The 13,201-nt window shown below is 63.8% G+C and carries 14 protein-coding genes; 11 read left to right on the top strand and 3 right to left on the bottom strand.

The genetic code is table 11. The features are described 5' to 3' along the window. Nucleotides 1-41: 41 nt before the first annotated feature. Nucleotides 42-1,064, bottom strand: a complete 1,023-nt coding sequence (gene znuA / locus ACVJNE_RS07260) for a zinc ABC transporter substrate-binding protein ZnuA (protein ID WP_499564264.1) — start codon at nucleotides 1,062-1,064, stop codon at nucleotides 42-44. A 105-nt stretch (nucleotides 1,065-1,169) separates the two neighbouring features. Between znuA and ACVJNE_RS07255 the strand changes: the two genes are divergently transcribed. From ACVJNE_RS07255 to ACVJNE_RS07225, 7 genes are all read left to right on the top strand, one after another. Continuing rightward, nucleotides 1,170-2,027 (top strand): ATP-binding cassette domain-containing protein, encoded by an 858-nt coding sequence (locus ACVJNE_RS07255; protein ID WP_499564262.1) that lies wholly within the window; start codon nucleotides 1,170-1,172, stop codon nucleotides 2,025-2,027. Further along, nucleotides 2,017-2,844 carry a metal ABC transporter permease gene (locus tag ACVJNE_RS07250; protein ID WP_499564260.1) on the top strand — a complete coding sequence of 276 codons (828 nt, stop codon included), beginning with the start codon at nucleotides 2,017-2,019 and terminating at the stop codon, nucleotides 2,842-2,844. The genes ACVJNE_RS07255 and ACVJNE_RS07250 overlap by 11 nt, the downstream gene beginning before the upstream one ends. After that, on the top strand, nucleotides 2,841-3,242 hold the full coding sequence (locus tag ACVJNE_RS07245) for a Fur family transcriptional regulator (protein WP_499564258.1): 402 nt from the start codon (nucleotides 2,841-2,843) through the stop codon (nucleotides 3,240-3,242). The genes ACVJNE_RS07250 and ACVJNE_RS07245 overlap by 4 nt, the downstream gene beginning before the upstream one ends. A 105-nt stretch (nucleotides 3,243-3,347) precedes the next feature. Continuing rightward, nucleotides 3,348-4,019: a CerR family C-terminal domain-containing protein gene (locus ACVJNE_RS07240; protein WP_499564256.1), complete on the top strand. Its 672-nt coding sequence runs from the start codon at nucleotides 3,348-3,350 to the stop codon at nucleotides 4,017-4,019. After that, complete coding sequence (locus tag ACVJNE_RS07235) at nucleotides 4,016-4,960, top strand: HlyD family secretion protein (protein ID WP_499564254.1); 945 nt, start codon at nucleotides 4,016-4,018, stop codon at nucleotides 4,958-4,960. The genes ACVJNE_RS07240 and ACVJNE_RS07235 overlap by 4 nt, the downstream gene beginning before the upstream one ends. Next, nucleotides 4,957-5,877: an ABC transporter ATP-binding protein gene (locus ACVJNE_RS07230; RefSeq protein WP_499564252.1), complete on the top strand. Its 921-nt coding sequence runs from the start codon at nucleotides 4,957-4,959 to the stop codon at nucleotides 5,875-5,877. Before ACVJNE_RS07235 ends, ACVJNE_RS07230 begins: the two co-directional genes overlap by 4 nt. Beyond that, nucleotides 5,874-7,010 (top strand): ABC transporter permease, encoded by a 1,137-nt coding sequence (locus ACVJNE_RS07225; protein WP_499564250.1) that lies wholly within the window; start codon nucleotides 5,874-5,876, stop codon nucleotides 7,008-7,010. Before ACVJNE_RS07230 ends, ACVJNE_RS07225 begins: the two co-directional genes overlap by 4 nt. 42 nt (nucleotides 7,011-7,052) lie before the next feature. Here ACVJNE_RS07225 and ACVJNE_RS07220 read toward each other — a convergent pair whose 3' ends face one another. Then, nucleotides 7,053-8,468, bottom strand: a complete 1,416-nt coding sequence (locus tag ACVJNE_RS07220; RefSeq protein ID WP_499564248.1) for a sodium:proton antiporter — start codon at nucleotides 8,466-8,468, stop codon at nucleotides 7,053-7,055. 183 nt (nucleotides 8,469-8,651) lie between these two features. Between ACVJNE_RS07220 and ACVJNE_RS07215 the strand changes: the two genes are divergently transcribed. Both ACVJNE_RS07215 and ACVJNE_RS07210 read left to right on the top strand, forming a co-directional pair. After that, nucleotides 8,652-9,626 carry a complex I NDUFA9 subunit family protein gene (locus ACVJNE_RS07215; RefSeq protein ID WP_499564247.1) on the top strand — a complete coding sequence of 325 codons (975 nt, stop codon included), beginning with the start codon at nucleotides 8,652-8,654 and terminating at the stop codon, nucleotides 9,624-9,626. 8 nt (nucleotides 9,627-9,634) lie between these two features. Next, nucleotides 9,635-10,405: a sulfite exporter TauE/SafE family protein gene (locus tag ACVJNE_RS07210; RefSeq protein ID WP_499564245.1), complete on the top strand. Its 771-nt coding sequence runs from the start codon at nucleotides 9,635-9,637 to the stop codon at nucleotides 10,403-10,405. Here ACVJNE_RS07210 and ACVJNE_RS07205 read toward each other — a convergent pair whose 3' ends face one another. Further along, on the bottom strand, nucleotides 10,406-11,212 hold the full coding sequence (locus ACVJNE_RS07205) for an undecaprenyl-diphosphate phosphatase (protein WP_499564243.1): 807 nt from the start codon (nucleotides 11,210-11,212) through the stop codon (nucleotides 10,406-10,408). Nucleotides 11,213-11,361: 149 nt separating this feature from the next. Between ACVJNE_RS07205 and ACVJNE_RS07200 the strand changes: the two genes are divergently transcribed. Both ACVJNE_RS07200 and queG read left to right on the top strand, forming a co-directional pair. After that, the gene (locus tag ACVJNE_RS07200) at nucleotides 11,362-12,054 is read left to right on the top strand and encodes a glutathione S-transferase family protein (protein WP_368801427.1); all 693 of its coding nucleotides are present in this window, start codon (nucleotides 11,362-11,364) and stop codon (nucleotides 12,052-12,054) included. Continuing rightward, on the top strand, nucleotides 12,054-13,199 hold the full coding sequence (gene queG, locus ACVJNE_RS07195; RefSeq protein WP_499564241.1) for a tRNA epoxyqueuosine(34) reductase QueG: 1,146 nt from the start codon (nucleotides 12,054-12,056) through the stop codon (nucleotides 13,197-13,199). Before ACVJNE_RS07200 ends, queG begins: the two co-directional genes overlap by 1 nt. The last annotated feature ends 2 nt before the right edge of the window (nucleotides 13,200-13,201 follow it).

Genomic DNA, 13,201 nt, shown 5'->3' with positions numbered 1-13,201 from the left:
TGGAGCCGCCTATAATGTCGGGCTAGCGCAGCGGCCGTCGCTCAGCTCGCCCCGGCAAGGCACGTGGTAAGCGAGGTAGTGAGGTTGCGGATCAGTTCGAAATAAAGTTCCGGCCCGTCCTCCAGGTCGGCGCCGAGCGGGTCGAGCACGCCTGTACGCGCCTGCGTTCCTTCGGCCACCACCGAGATGAGGCGCGGTTCGAATTGCGGCTCGGCGAAAATGCAGGTTGCCCCAAGCTCGGCAACCTTGGCCCGAATATCGGTCAGCCGCTGTGCGCCGGGAATGGCCTCCGGGCTGACGGTGATCGAACCGGCCGCCTGAATGTCGAAGCGGTTCTCGAAATACTGGTAGGCGTCGTGGAAGACGACGAACCCCCTGCCGCGCACCGGCGCCAGCGCCGCGTCGGTTTCCGCGATCAGCGCATCCAGCTTCTCGTTGAGTGCGTCGGCGTTGGCCTCGTAGGTGGCAGCATTGTCCGGATCGGCCGCGCTCAGCGCCTCTTCGATCTCGTGCACGAAGGCTTTCGCGTTACTCGGGTCGAGCCACAGATGCATGTCGATCGCGCCGTGATCGTGGCCCTCGTGCCCATGACCTTCGTGGGCGTGATCGTCGCCGCCATCATGATCGGCTTCATCATCGTCATCGTCGTGGGCATGGTCGTGCCCTTCGTGGTCGCCATGGTCGTGCGCCTCGAACGGGCCACCCTCGCGGAAATCGAGCTCGACCAGATCGTGCGCTTTCACCAGTTCGACGACGCGGGCGTTGCCACCCAGCGTCTCCAGCGGTCCCGCCAGGAATGTTTCCATGCCCTCGCCGACCCATAACACCACCTTGGCCTGTTCAAGCGCGCGCGCCTCGGACGGCCGCAGCGCATAGGCATGCGGAGACGCCGCGCCCTTCACCAAAAGCTCCGGTTCGCCCACACCTTCCATCACCGCCGCAACCAGCGAGTGCACGGGCTTGATGGACGCCACGACCCCATCGAGCGCCCACGCGGGACCGCCGCACAGAACAGCCGCCGATGCGGTCGCAAAACCGAGAGTGCGAAGCTTGTGACGGATCATGCGGGTAGCTCCCTTCAGATATATTGGGTATAGCATGTAATGATATTACATTGCGAAGCGCTATAACCTGTGCCATATGCCGCTGACAACCCTGAACCGATGCCGATGCTGAAAAAATCCGATCCCACCGAGCCGGCGCGCCGCGAAATCCTCGTGAGCCTCAAGGGTGCCGGCGTGCATCGCGGCGGTCGCTGGCTGGTGCGCAACGTCGAGTTCGACATTGCCCGCGGCGAGATCGTGACGCTGATCGGCCCCAATGGGTCGGGCAAGAGCACAACGGCGCGCACCGCCATCGGCGTGCTCAAGCCGGATGAAGGCAGCGTCACGCGGATGCCGGGGCTGACCGTCGGCTACGTGCCGCAGAAGCTCGCCATAGACTGGACCCTGCCACTCACCGTCGAGAGGCTGATGACGCTGACTGCATCGCATCCTCCGGCAGAGATCAGGGATGCGCTCGATTCCGTGGGTATCGCGCACCTGGCGCGCGCCGAGGTGCAGGCGCTGTCGGGCGGCGAATTCCAGCGCGCCCTGCTTGCGCGCGCGATCCTGCGCAAACCGGACCTTCTGGTCCTCGACGAGCCGGTGCAAGGTGTCGACTTTTCGGGCGAAGTCGCGCTCTACGAACTCATCGGCGCGATCCGCGACCGCACGGGCTGCGGCATCCTGCTGATCTCGCACGACCTGCATGTGGTGATGGCCAGCACCGATACGGTAATCTGCCTCAACGGCCATGTCTGCTGTCGGGGCACGCCGCAGACTGTGGTCGCCAGCCCCGAATACCAGAAGCTGTTCGGCGCGCGGGCGGCAGGCACGCTGGCGATCTACCGTCACCATCACGATCACACGCACCTGCCTGACGGGAGCGTTCTGCACGAGGACGGGTCGGTCACCCAGAACTGCCATCCCGACGATGGTCATCACCACGACCACGAGCATCATGACGAGGCAGGCCATGCTCGATGATTTCTTCAGCAGGGCGCTGGTGGCCGGCATCGGGCTGGCGCTGACGACAGGGCCGCTCGGCTGCCTGATCGTATGGCGGCGCATGGCCTATTTCGGCGACACCATGGCGCATTCCGCCCTGCTGGGCGTGGCGCTGGCCTTCCTGTTCGAGATCAATCTGACGGTCGGCGTCTTCATCGCGGCGATGCTTGTCTCCATGGCGCTGCTCGCCCTGCAGCGGCGCGGGGCGCTTTCGACCGACGCGCTGCTCGGCATACTCTCGCATGCGACACTGGCAATCGGCCTCGTCATGGTCGCCTCCATGACCTGGGTGCGCGTCGACCTGATGGGCTTCCTGTTCGGCGATATTCTGGCCGTCTCGCGCCTCGACATCGCCCTCATCTACGGCGGCGGCGCACTGGTGCTGGGCCTCCTTGCGTGGCTCTGGCGACCATTGCTGGCCGCCACCGTCAACGAGGAACTGGCACGCGCCGAAGGCATGGCGCCAGACCGCTCCCGTTTCGTTTTCATGGTGATGATGGCGCTGGTGATCGCTATTGCCATGAAGATCGTCGGCATCCTGCTTATCACGGCGCTGATGATTATCCCGGCGGCAGCGGCGAGGCGCTTTGCTTCGACGCCGGAACAGATGGCCGTCATGGCCTCGCTCATCGGCGCGTTGGCCGTGATCGCCGGCCTGTTCGGCTCGCTGGAGTTCGACACCCCGTCAGGACCCTCCATCGTGGTTGCCGCGCTCGCCCTTTTCCTTCTCGGCCTGCTGCCCTACGCTGGACTCTTGAAGCGTGGCGGCAGCGCCAATGGAAGGCCCGTACCATGAATGCGACCCATCAGGACCTGACCCGAAACCAGACGCTGGTGCTCGACACGCTGGCCAAGGCCGACGGTCCGCTTTCTGCATACACCATCCTCGACCGGTTGCGGGGCGATGGGTTTCGCGCGCCGTTGCAGGTCTATCGCGCGCTGGAGAAACTGCTCGGTTTCGGTCTCGTGCACCGGCTCGAATCGCTCAATGCGTTCGTCGCCTGCGCCCATCCGCATTGTCACGCGCACGGGCTGATCGCCTTCGCCATCTGCGAGGATTGCGGACAGGTCAACGAGTTCTCCGATGCTGTGGTGCGGGAACGGCTCGGCGCATGGTCGGCAGAAAACGGCTTCAAGGCGGAAAAGACCACCATCGAGATCCGCGGCCATTGCGCCAACTGCGCAGCCGCCTGAAGCCGCACCCACTGCATCCATCGTTACTGTAGTCATCACAGCGCCGCGCATGGCGCGCGTGTGGCTTATCTTGACTTTAATCAATCGATTGATTAAATTATAGCCATGAAAAGCGACAGCGACGCATCCGGCGCGAGCCGATCAGCCGAAAGCACACGGGCCGCCCTCATCGAGGCGGGCCTCAAACTGTTCGGAGAAAAAGGTTATGCAGCGACGTCCACGCGGGAGATCGCGGCGAAGGCCAAGGCCAATATCGGCTCGATCGCCTACCATTTCGGCGGCAAGGAAGCGCTGCGCGACGCGTGTGCCGAGCATATCGTGAAGACGGTGCGCGGTTTTGCCGAGCCGACCATCATGGCCGCGCCCCTGCCTGCCGACGCATCGGCTGCGGAAGAGCAGCTATGTGCGGCCATCCAGCGCATCAGCGGCTTCCTGCTCGCAAGTCCGGAGACGGCCGGCTTCGTCCGTTTCATCCTGCGTGAGCTGCAATACCCGACGACGGCGCTCGACATCATCTACCATGGCGTATTCGAGCCTGTTCACAAGCTTCTCTGCCGCTTCTGGGCGACGGCGACCGGCGAGGAAGCCGAAAGCGAAGACGTCAAGATCGCCGTCTTCACCATGATCGGCCAGCTCGTCTATTTCCGGATCGGCCGCGAAGCGGTCATGCGCCGTCTGAACTGGGCAGAGCTCGGCCAAGACGAGACACAAAAGATCACGCAAGCGGTCGCGGCCAACATCAAGGCTGCCATCGCAGCGCGCCGGAGCATGTCATGAGCTTTCTGTGCGCAGTGCCCTTCGCGACTTGGCTTATGGCCTCCTGTGTGCAGCCCTCGACGCTGGCCGTGGGCTATGTCGAAGGTGAATATGTACTGCTGGCCCCGATCGAGACAGCGCAGATACTTTCGCAGGACGCGCGGCGTGGGGATCGGGTCGAGCCCGGCCAGGTGCTGGCGACGCTTGAAAGCGACGACGCACGCATTTCAGTCGCCGAAGCGGAAGCTGCGCTCGCCCAGGCGCAGGCGCAGCTTGCCGACCTGAAACTCGGCAAACGACCGGAAGAAATCGCCGTGCTGGAAGCCGCCATGCGCGCCGCCAAGGCGCAGGCGTCGGAAGCACGCCGCGTCGTCGAACGAACGGGTGGCCTGCGCCGGCGGGGCATCGCGACGCAAGCCGATCTGGACCGCGACGAGACCGCGCTCGAACAGGCCGAAGCGGCTGTCGGTCAGGCCGAGGCTAATCTGGAGGTGGCACGCCTGCCTGCACGCGAAGAGACCATACGGGCAGCGGAGGGCGCGGTCCGTCGCGCCGAGGCGGCGCTGGAACAGGCGCGATGGAAACTGGAAAAGCGTACACTGGTTGCACCGGTCGCCGGCCGCGTCGACGACGTCATCAGGACACCGGGGGATACCGCCGGACCGGCCGCACCGGTCTTTTCGCTGCTGCCCGAAGGCGGCGTCAAGCTCAAGCTCTACGTGCCTGAGCCGCGCTTCTCGTCGATCGAGGTCGGCGGCGTCCTTTCCGTCGCCTGCGACGGTTGCCCGGCCGGTCTGACGGCCCGTGTCAGCTATGTTTCACCCGATCCGGAGTTCACACCGCCGGTGATCTATTCGCTGGAGACCCGGCAGAAGCTCGTGCATCTGGTCGAGGCGAGGCCCGAAGGCGACGCGCGCAACCTCAAACCCGGCCAGATCGTCGACGTGGATCTTGGGCCATGAACGCCGTCGAAGTCAGCGGGCTGGTCAAGCGCTTCGGTGACAAGACGGTCGTGGACCACGTCTCGATGTCCATCAGGGAAGGCGAGATCGTCGGTTTCCTCGGCCCCAACGGATCCGGCAAGACGACGACGATCCGCCTGATGTGCGGGCTGCTCACGCCCGATGAGGGCGAAGGGCAGGTGCTCGGCTTCGACCTGATTACCGATGCGCTGAAGATCAAGCGCAAGGTCGGCTACATGACGCAGAAATTCTCGTTCTACGAGGATCTGACGATCGCCGAAAACCTCGAATTCGTCGCGCGGCTGTATCAATTGAAGCCGGTCGGCGAGCACGTCGACAGGACGCTGGAGGAACTGGGGCTCAGTTCGCGCCGTCGTCAGCTTGCCGGCACGCTTTCAGGCGGCTGGAAACAGCGCCTGGCGCTTGCGGCCTGCATCATGCACCGGCCGAAGCTGCTTCTGCTCGATGAGCCGACCGCCGGCGTCGATCCCAAGGCGCGGCGCGACTTCTGGGACGAGATTCACCGACTGGCGGCGGGAGGGCTGACCGTCCTCGTATCCACCCACTACATGGACGAGGCCGAGCGCTGTCACCGCATCAGCTACATCGCGTACGGCCGGATGCTGGCCACCGGCACGGTCGACGAGGTGGTGCGCGATGCGGGATTGACCACCTTCGTTGTCCGTGGGCCCGACGTCCATCGGCTAGCGCAGGAGATTTCGTCGCTGACCGGCGTCGAGCAGGCCGCGCCGTTTGGCACGACGCTGCATGTCGTCGGCAGTGACGCGGCAAAGCTTGAAACCTCGCTTTCCGAATTCACCAAGGAGCGGGACGGCATCTCGTTCGAACGCGGCGAAACCAGCCTGGAAGACGTCTTCATCCAGTTCATGGGCGGCGCGCGGGACAACATGCAATGAGTGACCGGTTCTCGTTCGGCCGGCTCGGCGCCTTGTTGATGAAAGAATTCATTCAGATGCGGCGCGACCGCATCACCTTCGCGATGATGCTCGGGGTGCCGTTGATACAGCTTCTTCTCTTCGGCTACGCGATCAACTCCGACCCCAAGCAGCTTCCGGCGGCACTGGTGGTTGTCAGCCAGGATCACTACACGCGCGCCATAGTCTCTGCGCTGGAGACGACCGGCTACTACCGCTTCGATCATGTCACCGCCAGTGCTTCTGAAGCCGAGTCGCTGATAGCGTCCGGCGCGGTGGTCTTCGTGGTGACGATCCCGTCCGACTTCGCACGGCGCGTCGATCGCGGCGACAACCCGCAAATCCTGATCGAGGCCGATGCGACGGACCCCTCGGTCGCCAGCGGCGCGATCTCCACGCTCGGGACGGTGGCCAACGAGGCGCTGCTGCGCGAACGCGGAATGCAGACTGCCGCGGCACAGGAAGCCGCCAGCCGGCTCGATGTGATCGTGCACCGCCGCTACAACCCCGAAGGCGTCTCCCAATACAACATCGTTCCCGGCCTGCTGGGCGTGATCCTGCAGATGACGATGGTGATGATGACCTCCATCGCGCTGACCCGCGAGATCGAGCGCGGCACGATGGAGAACCTGCTCGCCATGCCGGCAAGCCCGTTCGAGATCATGATCGGCAAGGTGCTGCCTTATCTCGTCGTCGGCTCGGTGCAGGTCGTGGTGGTCTTGTCGGCGGCGAAGCTGCTGTTCGACGTTCCCTTCGTCGGCGGCATAGGCCTGCTACTCGCAGCCGTTCTGATCTTCGTGCTGGCGCTGGTGCTGCTCGGCTATTTCATCTCGACTGTCGCGCGAACGCAGATGCAGGCGCTGCAGCTCACCTTCTTCTTCTTCCTGCCGTCGATCATGCTTTCGGGCTTCATGTTCCCGTTTCGCGGCATGCCGCAATGGGCGCAGTGGATCGGCGAGTTCTTTCCGCTCACGCACTTCCTGCGCATCGTGCGGGCGGTGATGCTCAAGGGCGCGAACCTGTCGGAGGTGACGACGGAAATCGTCATCCTCTGCCTGTTCATACTCGCCTATGGCGGGATCGCACTTGCCCGCTTCCGCCGGACGCTGGACTGACGAGCGCGCGGCCGCTGCCAAGAGACATCGGCCGCGACAAGGTCAGGTGATGAAGATGAAGGTCGCCAGAATGAAGACCGGCACCAGTATCGCGACCGACCACAGAATGTAGCCGAAGAAGCTCGGCATCGCGATGCCCTGGCTGCGCGCGATCGCGTAGACCATGAAGTTTGGCGCGTTGCCGATATAGGTGAGCGCGCCCATGTAGACCGCGCCTGCGGAGATCGCGGTCAGCGTCGGCGCGAGAACCGTCATCAGCTCCTGCGGATCGCCGCCGGCCATTTCGAAGAAGACGAGATAGGTCGGGGCGTTGTCGAGGAAGCCTGACAAGATGCCTGTCAGCCAGAAATAAGCAACGTTGTTGGGTTCGCCCGCAGCACCGGTCACCAGCGAGACGAGGGGTGCGAAAGCTCCATCGAGGCCGGCCTGGAGAATTGCGATCACCGGGATGATGCAGATGAAGATGCCCGCAAACAGTTTCGCCACCTCCAGGATAGGCTCCCAGTTGAAGCCGTTTGCGTCGCGGAATTCCTGGCGCGACACGGCCAGTGACACGAAGGCGAGCCCCACTATGATGGCGTCGCGCAGGAGGTTCTGCAGCTCCAGCTCGGTCCCGTGCACCGTGAAGGTGATGCCCGGATCCCAGATGCCCGACATCAGGATGGCTGCGATCACGCCGCCAAGCAGCGGCGCGTTGATGAGGCCGCGAATACGAACGCGGGAATCCGGAGTCGGATCGACAACGCGCATCTCGCCTTCGCGCCGATAGAGCACCGTGTCGAGCAGGTAGAAGACGGCAAGCAGGATCACGACGATGAAGGTCGCGGACGGCAGCATATGCGTCGTGGTCCAGAAGAAGTCGACGCCACGCAGGAATCCGAGGAACAGCGGCGGATCGCCCAGCGGGGTCAGCGAGCCGCCGATGTTGGAGACCAGGAAGATGAAAAAGATGATGACGTGCGCGTTGTGCTTGCGACCGTCATTGGCGCGGATGATCGGCCGGATGAGGATCATCGAGGCACCGGTGGTGCCGACGACCGACGCCATGAGCGCGCCGATCAGCAGCAGGCCGGTGTTGACCAGCGGCGTGCCGTGAATGTTGCCGGCAACGAGAATGCCGCCGGAAATCGTGAACAGCGCGAACAGCAGGATGATGAACGACATGTATTCGAGCAGCATTGTATGCAGCACCGACGCCATCGCGGTGCTGAACCCGAAACCGAGGGTCAGCGGCACGACAACCAGTACCGCCCAGAATGCGGCAATCTTGCCGTAGTGGTGTTCCCAGAAGTGCGGGAAGAACAACGGGCCGGTCGCGATCGAAAGCAGGATACCGGCGAACGGTATGGCCCACAGAAGGGACATGGAATCGCCTGGCAGGCCTTCGGCCGCAAAAGCGGTTTCCGGAACGATCAGCCCACCCGCAACAAACACGGCCATCCACACCACAAATCGCATCGATTCCCCTCTCCTGTTCGCATTCTATCGGTCCCGTCTTAACCGGCAGGGTCCGCCCGGAGAAGCAGAATCGTACAGAATGCGCCGAATTGAAGCACTTTGCCGCGGCGAACAGCGCTCTTTGCCTTTGGGCGCGAAAGCATTAAGAAGCGGCTGAACAGGCAATTTTCTGGAGAGCCAGCGATGACATCCGTCATAAAGGTCCCCCCACTCGTCACCGTCTTCGGCGGGTCGGGTTTCCTCGGTCGCCACGTCGTTCGCGCGCTGGCAAAGCGCGGCTACAGGGTTCGGGTTGCCGTTCGCAACCCGAACCTTGCCGGACATCTTCAGCCGCTTGGCAATGTCGGCCAGATTCAGGCGGTTCAGGCCAATCTGCGAGTACGCTGGTCGATCGACCGCGCTGTGCAGGGCGCCGACCATGTGGTCAACCTCGTTGGCATCCTGTTCGAGAGCGGCCGGCAGAGCTTCGACGCGGTGCAGGATTTCGGCGCGCGCGCCGTCGCCGAAGCCGCAAGAGCTGAAGGTGCGACGCTCACCCACGTTTCGGCAATCGGCTCCGACAAGGAATCGCCTGCAGACTACGCGCGCACAAAGGCGCGCGGCGAGCAGGCGGTGCTTGAAACGATGCCGGACGCTGTGATCTTCCGGCCGTCGATCATGTTCGGACCCGAAGACGGCTTCTTCAACCGCTTCGCTGCAATGGCGCGCCTCTCTCCTGCACTGCCGCTGATCGGCGGGGGCCATACGAAATTCCAGCCGGTCTATGTCGCCGACGTTGCCGAAGCGATCGCGCGTTCGGTCGAAGGCAAGGTCGAGGGTGGCCGCATCTACGAGCTCGGCGGCCCCGAGACGATGACCTTCAAGCAGTGCATGGAAAAGATGCTCGAGGTGATCGAGCGCAAGCGCATGCTGGTCTCCGTGCCATGGGGCATGGCACGGTTGCAGGGCTCGCTGCTCGAGCTGCTGCCAAACCCGCTACTGACACGTGATCAGGTCGAGATGCTGCGCACTGACAACGTCGTTTCGCAGACGGCGGAGCAGGAAGGCCGGACCTTCGCGGCGCTTGGCATAAAGCCGCAGGCGATGGATGCAATCCTGCCGTCCTATCTCTGGCAGTACAGGCCGGCCGGCCAGTTCACGCAGCCCAACGCCGCCTGAGCGGCAGCTTGGAGACGCTCGCCGCCGTTCTGCCGGAAGGTATCGGCGCAGGAGCGGCGGCGTTGCTCGTCGTCGCATCGTTCTTCACCTCCGCGCTGACCGCCGCGTTCGGACTCGGCGGCGGCATCGCGATGCTGGCACTGCTTGGTGTTTTCGTGCCCGTGGCCGCCCTGATTCCCGTGCATGGCGCCGTGCAGCTCGGCTCCAATACGGGCCGTGCATGGCACCAGCGCGCGCATGTGCGTACCGATATTTTCGGGCCCTTTCTTGCGGGCTCACTGCTTGGAGCCGCAGCGGGCGCGACCATAGTTGTGCAGCTGCCCGACGCCGCGCTGAAGGTGGTGCTCGGGCTTTTCATCATCGCCGTCACATGGGCGAAGATACCCGGCTTCGACCGTCTCGGCCGGGCCGGGCTCGCGATCGGGAGCGCCGTCACCGCGCTGGTCACGATGTTCGTCGGCGCCACGGGTCCACTGCTTTCCGCCTTTTTCGCGCAAATCCTGCCGGACGACCGCAAGGCGCTGGTGGCGACCCACGCCGCAGGCATGACCATCCAGCACTTCCTTAAGGTGGTCGTGTTCGGCTTCGCGGGCTTCGCGTTCGCGCAGTGGCTGCCGCTGGTCGCTGCCATGGTGGCGTCGGGTTATCTCGGCACCGTCTACGGCAGCGCCTGGCTGGAAAAATTGCCCGAGAAATCGTTTCGCCGCTGGTTCCGGATCGGCATCACGCTTCTGGCCGCCGACATGATCCGGCGCGGCCTCCATTCTGGCCTCGGCTGATCAGCCCCAAATCAGCAGGGCGACCAGACCGACGGTCCCAACCAGCAGCCGCCAGTACGCAAACGGCGCGTAGCCGCGACGCGACACAAAATCGAGCAGCTTGCGCACAACCACGACCGCAGCGATGAAAGCGAACAGGAAACCGGTTGCGATGATAGGAAGGTCGTTCGCCGACAGGATGTCCCGGTTCTTGTAGAGATCGTAGGCGAAGGCGCCGGCCATTGTTGGCATGGCGAGGAAGAACGAGAACTCGGCCGCAGAACGCTTGTCGGCCCCGAGCAGCAGCGCGCCGACGATCGTCGCGCCCGAGCGCGACGTGCCGGGGATCATCGCAAGGCACTGGAAAAGGCCAATCCGGAAATAGACCGACAGCGGAAACTCGGAGGCTTCGGTATATTTGGGCTTGATCGCCCAACGGTCGACCCAGAGCAGGATGAAACCGCCGAGAATCAGCGTAATGCAGATCAGCATCGGGCTTTCGAACAGCACCTCCTTGATAAAGCTGTGCGCGAAGGCGCCTATTATCGCGGCCGGGAGGAAGGCGATCAGGATGCCGAGAACGAAAGTCTGCGTGGAACGGTCGGACGGTAGCTTGATGAGCATGTCCCACAGCCGTGCGAAATAGACAGACAGAATCGCCAAAATCGCACCGAGCTGAATGACCACCTCGAAGACCTTGCCGGTTGACTGGAAGCCCATGAAATGGCCCGCCAGAAGAATGTGACCGGTGGATGAGACGGGAATGAATTCAGTCAGGCCTTCCAGGATGCCGAGAATCGCGGCCCCGACGATCGTCTGTTCGCTCATGTCTGCTCCGGCAGTTTATGCGCCGCTTGCTTGTCAGGAAATGGATGAGCGCCTATAGGACGAGACCGCCTCGCGCCCGACTCAGGAACGGGTTCGAGACTTAGACCCGCTGCCCTAAAAAGGCCAGACCATTCCTGTTTGCCGGTGCCATGCTGACTCTGTTCCATCATCCGCTTTTCCCCGCGTGCCGGTTCGTCCGCCTTTCCTTCGGCGAGTATGGCGAGGAACTGGCGCTGATCGAGGAAAAGCCGTGGCTGCGGCGCAAGGAATTTCTGACGCTCAATCCCGCCGCGACTCTTCCCGTTCTGCTGGCCGAAAGCGACGAACCCATCGTCGGCGCCACGGTGATCGCTGAATATGTCGACGAGACGCGCGGCGTCCTCAAGCGGGACAAGCGGCTGTTCGTAGAGGACCCGCTGGCGCGCGCGGAAATCCGCAGGCTGGTGGACTGGTATCTGGTCAAGACCGAGGCTGACGTTGCCCGCCATCTGGTACGCGAGCGCGTGCTGAAACCTGTCATGGCAAGCGAGCATGGCGGTGGCGCGCCCGATTCGGGCGCTATCCGAGCAGCCAGGGCCAATGTACGGCAGCACATGAAATACACCAACTGGCTGGCAGGCACGCGCAACTGGCTCGCCGGCACGCGCCTGACCTATGCCGACATGGCCGCGGCGGCGACGCTTTCCGTGCTCGACTATCTCGGCGAAATCTCCTGGTCGGACTATCCCGCCGCCAAGGACTGGTATTCGCGGATGAAGTCGCGCCCGTCCTTCCGGCCGCTGCTGGCCGACCGGGTGCGCGGGCTCTCGCCGGTCTCGCATTACGCCGACCTCGATTTCTGATGACGGCCGGCCTGAAACCAGTCTCAAAAGACCGGCTTCGGGACTTTCTGAACCTCGAAGCAAAACGACAGGGCTTCGATTCCATCGCCGTCGCCAGTCCCGATTCGGTACCGCTCGCCCCGGGCCGGCTTGCCCACTATGTCGACAAGGGCAGGCACGGCACGATGGAGTGGATTGCCGAAACGGCAGCACGGCGCGGCGATCCGCGCACGCTCTGGCCAGAGGTGCGCTCGATCGTCATGCTGGCGATGAACTACGGCCCCGATACCGATCCGCTGGCGCTCCTGGCCCGCAAAGAGCGCGCGGCAATCTCGGTCTACGCACGCCATCGCGACTATCACGACGTCATCAAGGGACGGCTCAAGGAGATCGCACAGAAGCTCGCCGCGCGCAGCGGCGCGGACGTCAAGGTCTTCGTCGACACCGCGCCGGTGATGGAAAAGCCGCTGGCAGAGGCGGCCGGCATCGGCTGGCAGGGCAAGCATACGAACCTCGTCAGCCGCGAATACGGGTCATGGCTTTTCCTCGGCTCGATCTTCACAAGCGCGGAACTTGCACCCGACAGTGCCGAGCGCGATCATTGCGGCTCCTGCCGCGCCTGCCTCGAGATCTGCCCCACGGATGCTTTTCCGGCACCCTATCAGCTCGATGCGCGGCGCTGCATCTCCTACCTGACCATCGAGCACAAGGGGCCGATTCCGCGCGAGTTCCGCGCCGCGATCGGCAACCGCATCTATGGTTGCGACGACTGCCTCGCCGTCTGCCCGTGGAACAAGTTCGCCAGCGTGGCATCCGAGGCCAAGCTGACCGCGCGGGAAGACCTCAGGGAGCCGCTGCTGGCCGATCTGCTGGAACTTGACGATCCGGCGTTTCGCGCGCTCTTTTCCGGCTCGCCGGTGAAGCGCATCGGGCGTGACCGCTTCATCCGCAACGTGCTCGTCGCGGCCGGCAATTCGGGCGAGACCGCCCTCATACCGCGGGTGCAGGACCTGCTCGGCGATCCGTCACCGCTCGTGCGCGGCATGGCCGTGTGGGCGCTGTCCCGTCTGCTCGATAGCGCTGCGTTCGAAAGGCTGATGGCAGACCACCTCGCAGGCGAAACCGACGCGGACGTGATCGCTGAAATCGGGAGTATCGTTCATTGAGC

The sequence above is a fragment of the Mesorhizobium sp. DxT genome (assembly GCF_058448885.1).
Note: the sequence above shows the minus strand (reverse complement) of the source record. Positions and strands in the feature narration are given on the sequence as shown.